Origin of the sequence: Microbulbifer agarilyticus S89, from assembly GCF_000220505.1 — a bacterium.
Taxonomy (GTDB): domain Bacteria; phylum Pseudomonadota; class Gammaproteobacteria; order Pseudomonadales; family Cellvibrionaceae; genus Microbulbifer; species Microbulbifer agarilyticus_B.
The window spans coordinates 63,716-79,292 of record NZ_AFPJ01000024.1 but is presented as its reverse complement, the minus strand read 5'-3'; the positions used below and the strand labels follow the sequence as shown (position 1 = coordinate 79,292).

The following is a 15,577-nucleotide window of genomic DNA, read 5'->3' as shown; positions in this document are numbered from 1 at the left end:
CCAAAAAAAAGCCCCGCTTAGCGGGGCTTTTTCATTTTGATCGATCAAAAACCAATGTAGGTTTAGCTTCCCATTATTGTGGCGAATATTGTGGCGAAAGCGTCAGCGTGTGAATCACCGCGCCCGGCAGCAGCGGGGTGTTTTCTGCATTGACCCAGTCGGCGTGGCCGGCGCTGTAAAAATCGGAAAGAGGGTGGCCACTCTGGCCGCCGGGCATAATCAGGAAACCGTCCTGCTCTTTACCCGGGCTTACCACGAAGCGCATGGACTGGCCGTGCTTGGGTCGCTGGGCCAGTGGCATGTAGCTGTCACCGGCCTGTTCACTCGCTGGCATATTCAGCCGCTCGCCCAGGAACCCAGGCAGCGCCGAGGCCAGCGGGTGGTGCATTTGCAGCGCATTGTGTTTGCCCCAGTTTGCCTGCGCCAGCGCGCCGTGTTTTTCAACCAGGTCGGCCAGTACCGATTGCAACACCACGCGCTGGAACGCGAGCCAGTTGTCAAAGCCTTGCGGCAGCCAGTGCGTCGGCTGCTGGTCGCGGATCTTCGCCAGGGCGCCCTCACTGTTACTGTTGAACAGCCACACCTCGTCGTGTTCCGCAGAGATCACTTCGTTATTTACCAGGGTTTCCTGCAGGGCGCGGTTCATGGCTCGGGTGAACTCGCGCTGGTATTCCCGTGCCACGGTGTAACCAACATCGTCGACGGCTGCCCGCGCGGTCCAGTCGGTGAGTGCGGTCAGGGCACTGTGCTCGTCTGCGGACAGGTCCGTGAGTGGCTCCATCCAGTCGAGCAGGTGGTCGCGCCAGCCGGAAACGGTTTCCGCCCGATTGTTTTGCAGCATTTCGGTCATGCGCAGTTCATCGAATTGCTCGGTAGCGATCAGGTCCTGCTCGATCAACCAGCCGCGGGTACCCAGGGCATAGGTGCCGCGTCCGATCTGGTCACGCATCTTGTCACCGACAATACGGTTGTTGGCGGTCCAGATGTAATCCAGCTGTTTACTGGTAATCATCGGATAGTCCGCCGGCTGCAACCAGCCGCGCCAAGTGTCGTCTACCTGCTGCCAGGGCACCAGGCGCTCACTGGGCACACTGCCGCGCTCGGGGATACGGCCAAGGATGGTCCACAGGATTTCACCTGCGCTGTCCGCAACCACAAAGTTGAACGGGCTGATGCCGGAGCGGTGGGCGATATCCGCAGCCTCGGCCGCGGTCACCGCGTCGTCCAGATTCAGGAACGGCAGCGGGTTCAGTGCTTCCGCATACTGTACCAGCCAGCGATAGGCCGCACGTTGCCCATCTTGCAAAGTAACGGCTGGGCCCCAGATGGTGTTGTCGATCTCCAGCGTTACCGACTTTTCGCCCTTGACGCGGATGGTTTCGGTCTGACGATCAAATGGCTGGCGGCCCTGGGGCGCTTCATAGTGGGTTTCATCGTGTTCCAGCACGATGTAATCAGCCCAATCACCCGCCGAGTTGGTCATGCTCCAGGCAACTTTGCCATTGGTGCCGATGGCCATGGCGGGCATACCGGGGAAGCTCACCCCGTTCATGTGCACCGCGTTGCCCGCGGGACTGGTGTAATTGAGCTGCACGCGGTACCAGATATGCGGAATGGCCATACCAAGGTGCGGGTCGTTGGACAGCAGTGCACCACCGTGGCTGGTCTTGGCACCGCTGATGGCCCAGCTGTTGGAGCCATTCATAGGGCCAGGTTCGGGAGAGACACCGGCCAGCTCGTTGGTTTCGCTGGGCGCGCTCGCGCCGTTAATCGCAAAGGTGGCCTCGGATGGGATTGCCGGGGTCGCATACCTGGTGCCATCAATGGCGGTATCCCACTGGGTACCCTGGGGCTGGATGAATTCCAGTAGGGTTTCACCACCGGCGCGCAGCAGCAGATCGCGGGCGTAATCCGATTGCGCCAGCTTGCCGGTCATCTGGATGAACATCGACATGGACACCAGCATGGATTCGGTGGGAGACCACGGCTTGGGCTCGACACGTAACAAGTGATATTCGAAGGGCTTGCTGCCGAGGCTGGCGAGGCCGGCATTCACGCCTTCGGCGTAGATATCCAGAATGGCGCGCTCCTCGGCAGGAATCTGCGCGAGGGCTTCATTGGCGCGGCGGCGCAGCTGGTGCACGCGATACTTTTTATCGGCATCCAGCGCGATGCTGCCAAACAGCTCTGCAAGTTCACCGCTGGCGAGCCGGGATGCCAGGTCCATCTGGAAAAAACGGTCCTGGCCGTGGGCAAAGCCCATCGCATAGGCCGCATCCAGACGGTTGGCTGCGGTAATTACCGCGATGCCCTTGTCGTCACGCGCCAGTGTCGCCGGGGCGTTGAGGCCTGAACTCACCGCAATCTCGCCGTCGAGTGTTGGCAGGCTCGCGCGCAGGGTAAAGGTGAGAAAGGTGCCGAGCGCAAGCACCAAAATGAATACTGCAGCGGCAAGCTGCTTCAACCAACGTGGCATGTGGAAACCTAATTATTTGTGTTGTGCGCGCTGATCATATCACTATTTTTTTTTCAGCTGCCTGCGACTGGGTGGCCACAAGCAGCACGGTGGATTACTGTGAGGTCATGTCGGGTACTAACCGAAAAGGTGTGCAGCACAGCGGACTCCGCTCTGAATTTTTCGACCGAAAAGTCAGGTTTTTGGTTGGTTTTGAATGGGTTTTTGATTGACCTTTGCCGCGCGCACTCTCTGCGTTGAGGAGGGGCGGGGATAAGGGCAGCTGGTGGGCAACCACGCCGGCGGATAAAGAGGAAAGAGGGAAGGCGGCGAGGATTGGAAAACCGACGAAGGTGAGTGTTTCTGTGCTGTCACCTACGTCCATTTACGGCGGTCGTGCACTGAACGTTTTCCTGCTCAAGCTGGCAGGTGGCCGGTCTTCACATAAATTAGTGCACCGTCTTCTTTGGTAAACGGGGTATGCCGACTGAAGTGCGGGCTGCGCAACCAGGAGCCCGCCGGATAGCTGCCGTGCTCGTCGTAAAAGGTGCCCTCTATTACGAAAATTTCTTCACCGCCCCAGTGTTGGTGACTATTGAATTGCGTATTGGGCGCCCACTTTACCAGCGCGACACGCTCGGTGCCGTGCTCATGCAGTGGCATAACTTGCAGTCCGCTGACTAGCCCCGGCAGCCAGGGCTGGGTAGTGGTATCGATGACCTTCTGTTCTGTGTCGGCTTCGTCGAATTGATGCAGCTTGACGAAAATGGTCGCGCCCTCTTCGCCAATTTTCGGGGTGTGGGAGGTGCCGATTGGGTTGCGTACGTAACTGCCTTTGCCATAGTTCCGGTGCTCATCGGAGAAGACGCCTTCCAGTACCAGGAATTCTTCACCCCCTCCATGGACGTGGGGTGAGAATGCACTGTTGGGCGCGTAGCGCACGAGCGAGGTGGCTCGGGCAACTTCATCACCAATCCGGTCCAGCATCATGCGTTCCACACCGGGCATCGGCGATGCCACCCAATCATACTGCTGCGGGCGGACTACCACTCTTTGGGAAAAGTCGCCGTTAATGCGCGTTGTCATAATAGATGCCTGAATCCTCAAGTGTGCTTGGCGAATCGGAGGTGATACGCGCAAAGGTGCCGGCTGGATTTTAGGACGCTGCTGGATTGAAAGAAGCCCGCTGGATCATTGTTGTTGCGTCCACAAGCCGGCTCCTTACCCCTTACCCGGTCAACCTTCGCGAATTTTCAGGTGGGGTTGAGCCGGTCTTCGTAAGTGCCAGTTGCTTCACTCTGCTTAACCACGCGGCGTCCATAAGCCACCAGCATAAATCCGATCGGGAACATGATGACCCCGTAGATGGCCGACGGTACCGACATTTCATCGGAGTGCATCAGCGTCAGCGTCACCATCAGGCCCAGAGTGCCGTTTTTGATCCCCAGTTCGGTGGCGATTGCCAGTCCTTCGCGCTTACCCAGGCCCACCAGCTTCGCGCTCAGGAAGCCCAGTGCGATACCCAGTAAGTTCAGGGCAATGGTTGCCGGGCCGGCCTGCGCCATCAGGTCGAAGAAACGGTCGCGCACGCCGTATACGATGCCCACAACCAGCAACACCAGCACCAGCCCGCCAAAGATACTCACAAAGCCCTCAGCACGCTCCGCAAATGCGGGGCGCAATGCCTTTACGGTCATACCGATGGCAACCGGCAGCAGCACGATTGCAGACAGCATCAGCACGGTACGCGCGAACGGCAGCGCAATTTCCTGTTGCGCGCCGTAATACAGTTGCAGTGCGTAGTTGGCGAATACCGGTATCGTCATGATGGTAATCAGGCTAGCAGAAATGGTGAGTACGATGGACAGTGCGACATTGCCGCGCGCCAGCATGGTAAACAGGTTGGAAGTGGTGCCGCCGGGGCAGGCTGCGATGATAACCAGGCCCACCGCCATGGCCGGCGGCAGTGTGAGCGCCCAGGCCAGTGCAAAGGCGATGGCTGGCATCAAGAGAATCTGGGTGATGCTGCCGAGAATCAGCCCGCCAGGTTTGACGGTAACCTGGTGAAAATCCCGCGCTGTCAGGGTCATGCCAATACCGATCATGATGATGAATAGTGAGATCGGCAGGCCGATAGAGATAAGGGGGCTCGATTCCATGGGGTGCTCCGGAAATTATTATTAGCTGTTGTTAGGTATAGCCCAGAAAAGCGTGTTTTATCGCTTGGCGTTTCCTAGAAAACCCTCTGGCGGCGACAATGTCAACGGTTTCTCAACCCGCGGGAGTTCCGCTGGCTGCCCAACAAATTAACCCCACTTTCCCTAAGGATTAACCGCGGGCGCGGGTAAATTTAAAACTAGGCAGTCTGCCGTGCTGTGGTATAGTGCCGCGGCTGGCCAATGTGCCAGATGCGTCATCTGTAGGCCGGATCATTACCCGGCTCATTTCTAGAACACTGTACTCATCAGTGTGTCTGAACTCTTCCTACTGAATGCCGCACCCAGCCGAATCGGAATTTCGGCCTACGCCTAAGGCGGCAACTCGAAACCGACCGTGGAACACCGCAAGTTATTGTGGTTTCGGCACGGGTTTCACGAATTCACCTCTGGTTGACCCGGTCTCTCACTGCGGTCGCCTGCAAGAAGATACATTATGTTGTTTGAAGATCTCGGCCTCGCGCCGGAAATTGCCCGCGCCGTGGCAGAGCAGGGCTATACCCAACCTACCCCTATCCAGCAGCAAGCCATTCCGGTGGTGATGCGCGGTGGCGACGTCATGGCGGCGGCACAGACCGGTACCGGTAAAACCGCCGGCTTTACCCTGCCCCTGCTGCACCGGCTGAGTGCCGGCCCGCGTGCGCGCAACAACCAGGTACGTGCGCTGGTGCTGACCCCAACGCGCGAGCTTGCGGCGCAGGTGTTCGACAATGTGCAAAGCTACAGTGAACACTTGCCCATGCGGCACTCCGTTGTGTTTGGTGGGGTAAAAATCAATCCGCAAATGATGCGCTTGCGTGGTGGCGCGGACATCTTGGTGGCTACCCCGGGCCGCCTGCTCGACCTGTACAACCAGCGCGCGATCAAGTTTGATCGGCTGGAGACGCTGGTGCTGGACGAAGCCGATCGCATGCTCGATATGGGCTTTATTCACGACATCAAAAAAATTCTGCGGGTGCTGCCGGAGAAGCGTCAGAACTTGCTGTTCTCTGCAACTTTCTCACCGGAAATTCGCAGCCTGGCCAAGGGCCTGGTAAACGACCCGGTGGAGATCGACGTGGCGCCGCGCAACAGCACCACCAAAACCGTGCAGCAAAAATTGCACCCGGTGGATAAGTCTCGCAAGGCCTCTTTGCTGTGCCACCTGATCAAGGAAAATGGCTGGCATCAGGCGCTGGTATTCAGCCGCACCAAGCACGGCGCCAACCGACTGGCCAAGCAGCTGGAGCAGCACCGCATCCCTGCGGCGGCGATTCACGGCAACAAGAGTCAGAATGCGCGTACCAAGGCGCTGGCAGAATTCAAGAATGGCAAGGTACAGATCCTGGTAGCCACAGATATTGCCGCGCGCGGTATCGACATTGACCAGCTGCCGCAAGTGGTGAACTTCGACTTGCCGAATGTGCCGGAAGACTACGTGCATCGCATCGGCCGCACCGGCCGTGCGGGTGCCTCTGGGCATGCGGTATCTTTGGTCTCTGCCGATGAAATCAAGCAGTTGCGGGATATCGAACGACTGATCCAGAAGCCAATTGAGCGCGAAGAGATCGAGGGCTTTGAGCCGGATCACGCAGTGCCGGAATCCGGCGGCAAGGCGGGGAAAGGTGCACAGGTGCGCCGTGGCGGTGGCCGCGGCAAACCGGGCACTGGCAAAACCGGCGGGAATAAACCTGCAGGCAACAAGTCTGGGGGCAACAACTCCGGAGGCAACAAGCTTTCCGGAAATCGCCGCACTTCTGGCAACCGCGACCATGGCAACCGGGCGGAAGGCCGCGGCGGCAACGAGCGCAACGGTAACGGCAACGGCGCCAAGCCGGGGCAGCGTCGGCGTCGTCCGCAGCGCCGCACCGAGTCGGCGTAAGCGCTGGGACTTCTGCTAGGGCTCTGTAAATATCAGGCCCTGTAAATAAAAAAGGCGATCGTAAGATCGCCTTTTTTATTGTGCACGATTACTGGTTTTGCCGTTTGTCCAGGTAATCAATGGTCAGTTGGGTGATTGCCCTGGTACCCACTTTGAGCGCACTTTCATCCACGTAAAACCGCGGTGAATGATTACTGGCAGCAGTGGATGGGTCGGTACCCGCGGGTGTTACCCCCAGGAAATAGTAGAACCCTGGAATTTCATTGGCGAAGAAGGAGAAATCCTCGGCGCCGGTAATTTTAGGAATTACCTTGACCTTATCGTCGCCCGCGGCGGCTTGCAGTGCGGGAATGGCCTCTGCGGTAAGCGCGGGATTATTCACGGTTACCGGGTAGCCCTCGAGAATTTCCACCTTGGCTTCTGCGCCACTGGCTTCGGCAATTTTTTCCGCGGTGACTTTCAGGCGTTTGAAAATTTCCTGGCGGTTATCCATATCGAAATTGCGGATGGTGCCATTCATATACACGCTGTCGGGAATAATATTGTTGCGCACGCCACCGTCGATAATGCCGAAGGAAACTACGGCGGGCTCCTTGGTGATATCAATCTGGCGACTGACCAGCGTCTGGGTGCCCATGACGATTTGCGCTGCGGCGGTAATCGGGTCGACACCGCCCCAGGGGCGTGAGCCATGCGTCTGGCGGCCATGCACATGAATTTTGAATTGGTCGGAACTCGCCATTAAGGGGCCGGACCGATAGCCGATGACACCGGAGGGCAGCCCTGAGGTAACGTGCTGGCCGAACGCGACCTCGGGTTTGTACTTGTTAAACAGGCCCTCCTCGAGCATTAACTCTGCACCACCTTCCTCGCCTTCCGGCGCTCCTTCTTCGGCGGGCTGGAAGATAAACAGGATGTTGCCGGCGAGCTCGTCGCGCATCCCGGCGAGAACCTCGGCGGCGCCCATCAGCATGGCTACATGGGTGTCGTGCCCACAGGCGTGCATCACACCGACTTCCTCACCGTTGTACTGGGTCGTTGCCTTTGAGGCGAAGGGAAGATCCACCTGCTCGGTCACCGGCAGTGCGTCCATGTCCGCGCGCAGCGCCACCGTAGGCCCCGTCTGGCCACCCTTGAGGAAACCGATCACTCCGGTGTGGGCAATGCCGGTTTCCACTTCCATGCCCAGGGCTTGCAGGTGCCGAGTAATGTACTTGGCGGTTTCAAACTCGCGATTGCCCAGTTCCGGGTTCTGGTGGATATGGCGTCGCCACTCGATCACCTTGTCCTCGGCTTTCTTGAGGGCTGCGTCGAGGCTGTCGGGTTGGTTTTGCGCGAGGGCGCCGTGGCTGAAAAATGCCAGAGCGGAAAAGGAAAGGCTAAAAAAGGAAAGTGTAGAAAAGGTAAGGGCGCAAAAGGAGCGGGCAGTTAGGGGCTTTTTCACAAGAACAATCCTGTTATGCGGTGCATGGCTTCAGAGAAGCAAACCATGCACCGCCGCAGGAATCAATCTTTGTGACTCTGTGTTCCTAGGCAGAGCCCTGCAGAGTGGCTATTTATAATTACTTACATGTACTTACATAGTGAAGTACGTCGCCGCACCCGGGCCCACCGGCATGCCGGCAACAAATACCCACAGGAAGAACAGCAGGGTCCAGCCAACGAAGAAGAAGATGGAGTAGGGGATCATGGTTGCGATCAGCGTACCCATCCCCAGGTCCTTCTTATAGCGGGTGGCGAAGGATACGATCAGGCCGAAATAGCTCATCATCGGGGTAATGATGTTGGTCACCGAATCGCCGATACGGTAGGCCGCTTGAATGACTTCTGGTGCGTAGCCCAGCAGCATCAGCATGGGCACGAAGATCGGCGCAGTGACGGCCCACTGCGCGGAGGCGCTGCCAAGGCTCAGATTCACCACGCCACACATCATGATAAAGAACAGGAACAGAATCGGGCCGGTCAGGCCAATACTCTGCAGGGCCTCGGCGCCCAGCACCGCAAAGATGGTGCCCAGGTTGGTCATCTTGAAGAAGGCCACAAACTGCGCTGCGAAGAACACCAGTACGATGTACATGCCCATGGTGCCCATGCTCTTGGACATGGCGTCAATCACGTCGCGGTCGTTGTTCATGGTGCCCACGGTCTTGCCGTAGACGAAGCCGGGGATGGCGAAGAACACCACAATCAGTGCCACGATGCCTTTCAGGAAGGGCGAGCCCGCCACCAGGCCGGTCTCCTGGTTACGCAGTACGCCCCACTCGGGAACAATGGTGAGTGCCAGCAAACCGCACACGCCCAGCACCGCAAGGCCCGCGTATTTGAGCCCGCGTTTCTCATCCGCGGTGAGCTCGGTCATCTTGTCCTGGGACAGGTCCACGGAGGCTTCGCTGTTATCGTATTTGCCGAGCTTGGGTTCCACGATCGCCAGGGTTACCCAGCTGCCCACAATTGTGATCAGGAAGGTACTGATGATCATGAAGTACCAGTTCACCTCCGGGCCCACGACATAATTAGGATCGATCATGTGCGCGGCGGATTCGGTGATGCCGGACAGCAGTGGGTCGACGGTGCCCAGCAGCAGGTTGGCACTGTAGCCGCCAGACACGCCGGCAAACGCCGCGGCCAGGCCCGCCAGCGGGTGGCGGCCGAGGGAGTGGAAGATCATCGCCGCCAGCGGAATTAACACCACGTAGCCGAGTTCCGATGCGGTGTTGGAGATGATGCCGGCAAACACCACGATCACCGTCACGGTGCGTTTGGAAGCCTTCAGCACCATGCCGCGCACGGCCGCGGAGAGCAGGCCGGAATGCTCGGCAATCCCCACACCCAGCAGGGCTACCAGCACCGTGCCCAGTGGGGCGAAGCCGGTAAAGTTGGTCACCAGTGTGGTGACAATGGTCCTGAGCCCCTCACCGGACAGCAGGTTCACCACGTGGATAACACCGTCGGCAGCACGGCCGGCGGCACCCTCCGGGCGTGGGTCCACCACCGACAGTCCAAAGAAGGACGCGATACCACTCAGCACGATCACCCCAAGGGCAAACATGGCAAACAGGGTGATGGGGTGGGGCAGCAGGTTACCCAGCCACTCTACGGTATCGAGAAAGCGGGTAAAGGCGGTTTTTTTGCCGGAGGCTGGGGGTTGGATCTCGCTGGGGGAGGTGGATGTCGTCATTATGTCTCCTCTGGTTCACCTGCCGGCTAAAAAATAGTCAGTTGGCGCGCAATCATACATGAAAATGGCAGCGATGACTTGGGGAGAGGCAGTACGGATGCTTATTCCGTCGCTGCAACTATTGCCGACGGTCTAGTCGGGGCGCTGCTGCGCCCAATTATCGACACAGATGCGCAACTGTCGCCAGAGGGGTGGCGCTGAATCCTATGCATGTCTGGAGATGTGGGGAGTGAGGCTAGGAGATAGATCAGGAGAGAGGTGCGCGAGCGCTGGTGCGCTCGCGCGGGGTGCGTCTAGAACTTGTAGCCGATTCCGATTGAGTAAACAAAGGGATCGATATCCACATCGGTGGTGATGCGGGTAACGGTGTCGCCGCGGCTGCGGAAATTGATCTTCGCCTCGGTGTCGATATCCAAGTACCACACCGCGGCGTTGAACAGCCAGTTGCTATCCGGGCCGAACATCACATCCACGCCGATCTCGCCGGCGAGCCCCCAGGAGTCATCGAGGCGCAGGTTGGCGCGACTGACAGCGCCGAGTACATCGGCGAAGTAGTCATTGGCTACCGTCGAGATATTTTCGTCGGAGAAGGTCGTGAAATTCACTCCGAGCCCGAAGTAGGGTTGTACCCAGGACTCCTTGCAGGTGGGGAACCACTGCACGGTGAGGGTCGGCGGGAGATGCTCGATGCTGCCCAGATCGACCTTGCCGAGCCGGGCGTTGGGGTTGTCGGGGTTGGGCAGGCCGATAACATCCAGGTCGTGCTCGAATGGCAGTGCCGCCAGTAGCCCCAGGCCGAAGTGATCTGCGAACATCCAGGTACCGGTGAAGGTCGCGCTATCGCCGTCGTCCACCAGTACGCGAGTATTTGTGAGCTCGATGGTGTTATCGATCAGTAGCGGGTCGGATTCATCGTCTGGATCCACCAGTCCCCAGCCAATACGGATGATAAAGTCGCCCTGCTCCAGGTCTGCCAGGCACTGGCTACTGGCGAGGGTGGCTGCGAGGAATGCAGCGGCCAGACCGAGTCTGTTCATAAGATCGCTCCTTAAACTTCTTAGTAGTGCGACAATGCAGTCCGGCATTGCCATTTTCACGACACTTTCAGTCTAGCTGCCTGTCGATTGACGAAACTTTCTTGCGTTTGATTGGGTGACATTCCGGCGCGGGCTTGTGGGCTGGCGGTACTGCGGCAATAATGTGATCACAAAAATGATGGTTATCTGAGAATGGGTGAAGTAATGAAGATTGGTGTTCTCAAAACGGACGATGTGCGCCCGCAGCTAGTGGCCGAATTCGGGGAGTACCCGGAGATGTTCGCGGCGCTGCTGAAACGCGAGGACGAGTCGCTGACGTTTGTTACCTATGAGGTGCAGCACGGTGAGTATCCGGCGGATATCGACGAAGTGGATGCCTACCTGATTACCGGCAGTAAAACCGGCGTCTACGACGACCAGCCGTGGATTGCGCCGTTGATGGAGTTTGTGCGCGCGTTGCACCGCCGCGAGAAGCCGACCCTGGGAATCTGCTTTGGCCACCAGATTATTGCGCATGCCCTGGGTGGCGAGGCGCGCAAATCCGACAAGGGCTGGGGCGTTGGAGTGCATAGCTACGAGGTGCAAGAGACACCGTCGTGGATGGTAGAGCCGCAGGCGCAATTCAGCCTGCTGGTCAGTCACCAGGACCAGGTGGTGGCGCTGCCACCCGAGACCAAGGTGATCGCCTCCAGCGACTTCTGTCCCTATGCGATGCTGCAGGTCGGTGAGCACATGCTTACCATGCAGGCGCATCCGGAGTTCACCAAACCTTATTCACAGGGGCTGATGGAATTGCGCAAAGAGGTATTCGGCGAAGATATGGTCGAGAAAGGCAAGGAGTCGTTGCACAACGACATTCACGAGAGCGCAGTCGCGCGCTGGATGCTGGCGTTCCTGAAAAGCGCTGCCTAGCGCTGCCTAGCGCTGCCTAGCGCTGGTGTGAATCCGGCAAGGTTCCCGGTGCCGGCACCGGGAACACCTTACCCACGGCTACTTCCACTTTATATTGCAGCCAATCGAAGCCACCTGATCCTGCACAGGTTCCTTGCCCGCTAACACCGCGTCCACCGCGGCATGCAAATCTCTGCCGTTGACCGGCGCATCGTTACCCGGGCTACTGTCATCAAACTGTCCGCGGTACACAAGCTTTCCCTCTGCATCGAAAAGGAAAAAGTCCGGCGTACAGGTTGCATCAAACGCTTTTGCCACGGACTGCTCCTCATCCACGAGATATTCAAACCCATATCCGCGCAAGGCAATCTCTTCGCGCATTTTGGCCGGACTGTCCTCCGGGTAACTGGCAAAGTCGTTACTATTGATCGCCACAACCCCCAGGCCCTTTGGCATTGTCTCCTGGCCGAATGTCGCTAGTGCATCAGCGATATGCTTCACGAAGGGGCAGTGATTGCAGATGAACATGACCAGTAATGGCTTGCCAGAAAATGCACGGCTGTCGATCGGTGTACCATCGGCATTGGGGAGTGTGAATGCGGGCATGGGGGTGCCGAGTGGGATCATACTGGATGGGGTGAGTGCCATTAGGTGTTCCTTATCCTGCTGAATTGAGGGTTGGTTTTACTCTCGTGTCTGCTGGCTCGTCTCTGCTGGGCTGGGCTGGGCTTGGTTCAGCGCACTTCTACTTTGTCGCCCACGCAAATTGTGAAGCCTGCCTGATTGGCCGCGGCGGGTGCCAGGTTCATGCCGAAGTAAATTTGTCCATCGTCCCACCGCCGGTACTGTGCCAGCGTTTTCAGGGGCTCTTTTTGTGCGCGGCCGGTGTGCGGGTCCAACCCGGGTATGGCGCAGCGGGCGCAGGGTTGGGTGCAATCGAATTCGATAGGCCCCCCGGCAGTGTGCACCGTTAGTGTGCTCCATTCATCTTCCGCAAAAGGCGCACAATCACTGATCACCAGATTTGGACGAAAGCGCAGCATGGAGACGGGTTTATCCAGGCGACTATTTAAGTCGTCCAGTGATGCCTGGCTGATGACCAGAAGCGGCGCAGCATCGGCGAAGCCAACCTGACGATCGCTGCGGGGAGATTGTAGTGGGCGGTTGAACTCTTTGCCCATCGCGACGAGGCGTACAGGAGTGTGCAGTTGTGCGCTCAACCACCGCGCCGCCGTGTCACCTGCGTCGCGGGCGGTGACGCTGTCGTGCCAGACGCGAACATCGCGTAATTCGGCATTTACATCAGGTTGCGCGACCGCCAGCGATTCACCCTGCGGATTTTCCAGCAGCAGGCCATCCCCGATTGCGGTGGCCTTCAATTGCGCCATAGCCCGCAATCGCCGCTGGGTCACAAATTGATTCTGCTCATCCACCAGCATCCAGCGGCGATCGTTCATCGCGCCAAATTTATCCAGCGGCAACCGGCTGGCTTTATGTCCCTGCAGGGATTTTACCGGGAAATGGTACAGCTCCGAAATTTCCACCTGCGACTCCTGCATTGTACTTTTTGCTGGCAAGTCGCTAAGGATATCGATAACGAGAGCAATGCTGAAGCGCTTACTGCAAATGCGTCAAGGCAGCGAGCGCGGGCTACTTTATCTGTTCATCAATTTACCACTTCTTGTGGAAGCCGATACGCGCCTCAAAGGCGTCTACCTCCCCGGAGTCAATGTCGGTGGTGTAATCAATAATACCGAATAGACTGGTGGTGCCACTAAAGTCAGAGGTGAGTCCAATACCGGTTTCCAATACCGTCTGCCCGCGCTCGACAAAGATGGGTGTTGTATTGAACCAGACCGCATCCGAGCCATTGTCTTCATGCCACACGTTCAGCTTGAAGTAGGGCCGCCAGGTACTGTTGTTGCGTTTGATGTCTGCAACAAATCGTCCACCCACGCGTGCGGTAAATGCATTCACATTGTCGTAGGTAATCGACGAGAAGATATCGCGCGTATTCCTGGTGCGTTGATGCTGCCAAATGACTTGTGCCTGGGGTTCGAGGTACCAGGTTCCGTCCAATGGTATGGGTACGCCCGCCTCCACCGATGCGAGTAACTCATCGCCGTCGATATCGGTATTGATATTCAGATTTGAACGGCCTTCACCGTCAAAGCCGGCATACATAATAATGCTATCGACATAGGCTCCTCCCGCCCAGTGGTGCGTCCAGTAGCCGCCAATATTGTATTGATCGAGATCGATCTTACCGGTGGCGACATTCTCTTCGCCTAGCGCAAAACCGCGGGTATCCCCATGGGCTCCGCCGGTGCCCAGCATTATTCCGAAAATATCCTTTTGCCCGTTCGCATGACTCTGTCCGTAAAGCGGCAGGCCTACCTGCAGCCCCCAGAGGGTGCCGTCGAAGTCCGGGTTCACCAGTCCCCCGAAGGCCTGCTGCATGTTGTTGCCAAAGGCGCGTACCCAGACACCACTCAGTCCATCATTGCGCTTGGACCAGGCCTGTTCACCTTCTCTCTCGTGGAAGGTGCCGAGAGATTCCCGCCCCAGGGCACGGCTTACCGAGGGGAGCACGATGTCCACGCCTACCTCGGGACGAATCAGGGGGATGTTACCTCCGCTGGAGCTGCTGCCCGATGAGGAGCTACTTGAGCTCGAAGAGCTACTGCTACTGGAGCTTGAAGAACCCGAGGAACTGGAAGAACTGCTGCCGCTAGACGTAGAAGAACCCGACGAGCTGGAAGAGCTACTACCGCTGGATGTGGAGGAGCCCGATGAACTGGATGAGCTTGATGAACTGGACGAGCTGGATGAACTCGATGAGCTGGACGAACTGGACGAACTGGACGAACTGGACGAGCTTGATGAGCTCGATGAGCTGGACGAGCTAGAAGAGCTAGAAGAGCTTGAAGAACTCGATGAACTGGACGAGCTCGAAGAACTCGAAGAACTCGAAGAACTCGAAGAACTCGAAGAACTCGAAGAACTCGAAGAACTCGAAGAACTCGAAGAACTCGAAGAACTGGATGAGCTGGATGAGCTGGATGAGCTGGATGAGCTGGATGAGCTCGATGAGCTGGACGAGCTAGAAGAGCTTGAAGAACTGGATGAACTGGATGAACTGGATGAACTGGATGAACTGGATGAACTGGATGAACTGGATGAGCTCGATGAGCTGGACGAACTGGACGAGCTCGACGAACTTGAAGAGCTCGACGAACTTGAAGAGCTCGACGAACTTGAAGAGCTCGACGAACTTGAAGAGCTCGATGAACTGGATGACCCTGACGAGCTGGAAGAGCCTGAGGAGCTAGAAGAGCTAGACGATCCCGAGGGCAGGCTCGAGCGCAAATACCAGTTGTTTTCTGAGCCAGCAGAAAACCCACCGCGAAAAAGCAGATATTCGTATGGGCCTGCGGCAACGCGGTTACCGAGACTGAATGTAGAACCCGTACTGACACCATCGATGACCTGATTAACCAGAATGCCATCGCCGGTAGTCAATGCGCCTGGCCCATTCGTATTGCTAATAAATAGGGACGTGCGTCCACTCTCATTACCTAAGGTTCTAAGAAAGTCCGACGGGGAACCATCTGTGCCAAGGAAGGTATCCAGCGCCATGCTACCGCCGGCGCCAATGTAATTACCGGTTAGCGTCAGTACGTCATTGGGGCTGGAGTTACCGGTAAAGTCGATCAAGCCAGAGTTGATAAGTGTCGCAACATTGCCGATGACTCGGGGGCGAATATCTACGCGTCCGCGGTTGGCGAAAAGCGTGGAGCTGCCATCGATAAACAAACTGCCGGTCAGCGTACCCGTGTCACCCAGCGTCAAATCACCATTCATGGTGAGCTCGGAACCATTGAGCAAACGAATTTGCTCCCAGTTTGTCAGGCGATCGGGTCGATCATCGATGGTGCC

At 57.6% G+C, this 15,577-nt stretch carries 12 protein-coding genes and 1 pseudogene; 3 read left to right on the top strand and 10 right to left on the bottom strand.

Annotated features, from left to right (window positions below; genetic code table 11):
- Positions 1 to 73 precede the first annotated feature (73 nt).
- The 3 genes from AS89_RS0106915 to AS89_RS0106905 form a co-directional block, all read right to left on the bottom strand.
- Entirely contained in the window at positions 74 to 2,476 is a 2,403-nt protein-coding gene (locus AS89_RS0106915; protein ID WP_010131753.1) for a penicillin acylase family protein, read from the bottom strand.
- A 396-nt stretch (positions 2,477 to 2,872) separates the two neighbouring features.
- On the bottom strand, positions 2,873 to 3,541 hold the full coding sequence (locus tag AS89_RS0106910; RefSeq protein ID WP_010131752.1) for a cupin domain-containing protein: 669 nt from the start codon (positions 3,539 to 3,541) through the stop codon (positions 2,873 to 2,875).
- Between the two features lie 167 nt (positions 3,542 to 3,708).
- Positions 3,709 to 4,614 carry a bile acid:sodium symporter family protein gene (locus AS89_RS0106905; RefSeq protein ID WP_010131751.1) on the bottom strand — a complete coding sequence of 302 codons (906 nt, stop codon included), beginning with the start codon at positions 4,612 to 4,614 and terminating at the stop codon, positions 3,709 to 3,711.
- Positions 4,615 to 5,107: 493 nt separating this feature from the next.
- On the opposite strand from AS89_RS0106905, the gene AS89_RS0106900 reads away from it, so the two are divergent.
- Positions 5,108 to 6,532, top strand: coding sequence for a DEAD/DEAH box helicase (locus AS89_RS0106900; protein WP_010131750.1), 1,425 nt, complete (start codon positions 5,108 to 5,110; stop codon positions 6,530 to 6,532).
- Positions 6,533 to 6,620: 88 nt separating this feature from the next.
- On the opposite strand, the gene AS89_RS0106895 is transcribed toward AS89_RS0106900, so the two are convergent.
- The 3 genes from AS89_RS0106895 to AS89_RS0106885 all read right to left on the bottom strand — a co-directional run bounded on the left by AS89_RS0106895 (position 6,621) and on the right by AS89_RS0106885 (position 10,747).
- A complete protein-coding gene (locus AS89_RS0106895) occupies positions 6,621 to 7,976 on the bottom strand; it encodes an amidohydrolase (RefSeq protein WP_010131749.1) in 1,356 nt (451 codons plus the stop codon).
- A 132-nt stretch (positions 7,977 to 8,108) separates the two neighbouring features.
- Complete coding sequence (locus AS89_RS0106890; protein WP_010131747.1) at positions 8,109 to 9,710, bottom strand: AbgT family transporter; 1,602 nt, start codon at positions 9,708 to 9,710, stop codon at positions 8,109 to 8,111.
- A gap of 293 nt (positions 9,711 to 10,003) precedes the next feature.
- The gene (locus AS89_RS0106885; RefSeq protein ID WP_010131745.1) at positions 10,004 to 10,747 is read right to left on the bottom strand and encodes an OmpW/AlkL family protein; all 744 of its coding nucleotides are present in this window, start codon (positions 10,745 to 10,747) and stop codon (positions 10,004 to 10,006) included.
- A 204-nt stretch (positions 10,748 to 10,951) separates the two neighbouring features.
- Between AS89_RS0106885 and AS89_RS0106880 the strand changes: the two genes are divergently transcribed.
- Positions 10,952 to 11,659: a glutamine amidotransferase-related protein gene (locus tag AS89_RS0106880; protein ID WP_029249857.1), complete on the top strand. Its 708-nt coding sequence runs from the start codon at positions 10,952 to 10,954 to the stop codon at positions 11,657 to 11,659.
- Between the two features lie 78 nt (positions 11,660 to 11,737).
- Here AS89_RS0106880 and AS89_RS0106875 read toward each other — a convergent pair whose 3' ends face one another.
- The 3 genes from AS89_RS0106875 to AS89_RS18940 form a co-directional block, all read right to left on the bottom strand.
- Positions 11,738 to 12,286, bottom strand: a complete 549-nt coding sequence (locus AS89_RS0106875) for a thioredoxin family protein (protein ID WP_010131742.1) — start codon at positions 12,284 to 12,286, stop codon at positions 11,738 to 11,740.
- Between the two features lie 86 nt (positions 12,287 to 12,372).
- On the bottom strand, positions 12,373 to 13,182 hold the full coding sequence (locus AS89_RS0106870; RefSeq protein WP_029249856.1) for an MOSC domain-containing protein: 810 nt from the start codon (positions 13,180 to 13,182) through the stop codon (positions 12,373 to 12,375).
- 127 nt (positions 13,183 to 13,309) lie between these two features.
- The gene (locus tag AS89_RS18940; RefSeq protein WP_010131740.1) at positions 13,310 to 14,239 is read right to left on the bottom strand and encodes an autotransporter domain-containing protein; all 930 of its coding nucleotides are present in this window, start codon (positions 14,237 to 14,239) and stop codon (positions 13,310 to 13,312) included.
- Here AS89_RS18940 and AS89_RS18935 point away from each other — a divergent pair.
- On the top strand, positions 14,232 to 15,131 hold the full coding sequence (locus AS89_RS18935; protein WP_237709645.1) for a hypothetical protein: 900 nt from the start codon (positions 14,232 to 14,234) through the stop codon (positions 15,129 to 15,131). The two genes, AS89_RS18940 and AS89_RS18935, sit on opposite strands and share 8 nt — an antisense overlap.
- On the opposite strand, the pseudogene AS89_RS19085 reads toward AS89_RS18935, so the two are convergent.
- Positions 15,110 to 15,502, bottom strand: a pseudogene (locus tag AS89_RS19085) (autotransporter outer membrane beta-barrel domain-containing protein); the annotation flags it as partial. The gene AS89_RS18935 and the pseudogene AS89_RS19085 overlap by 22 nt on opposite strands.
- Positions 15,503 to 15,577 lie beyond the last annotated feature (75 nt).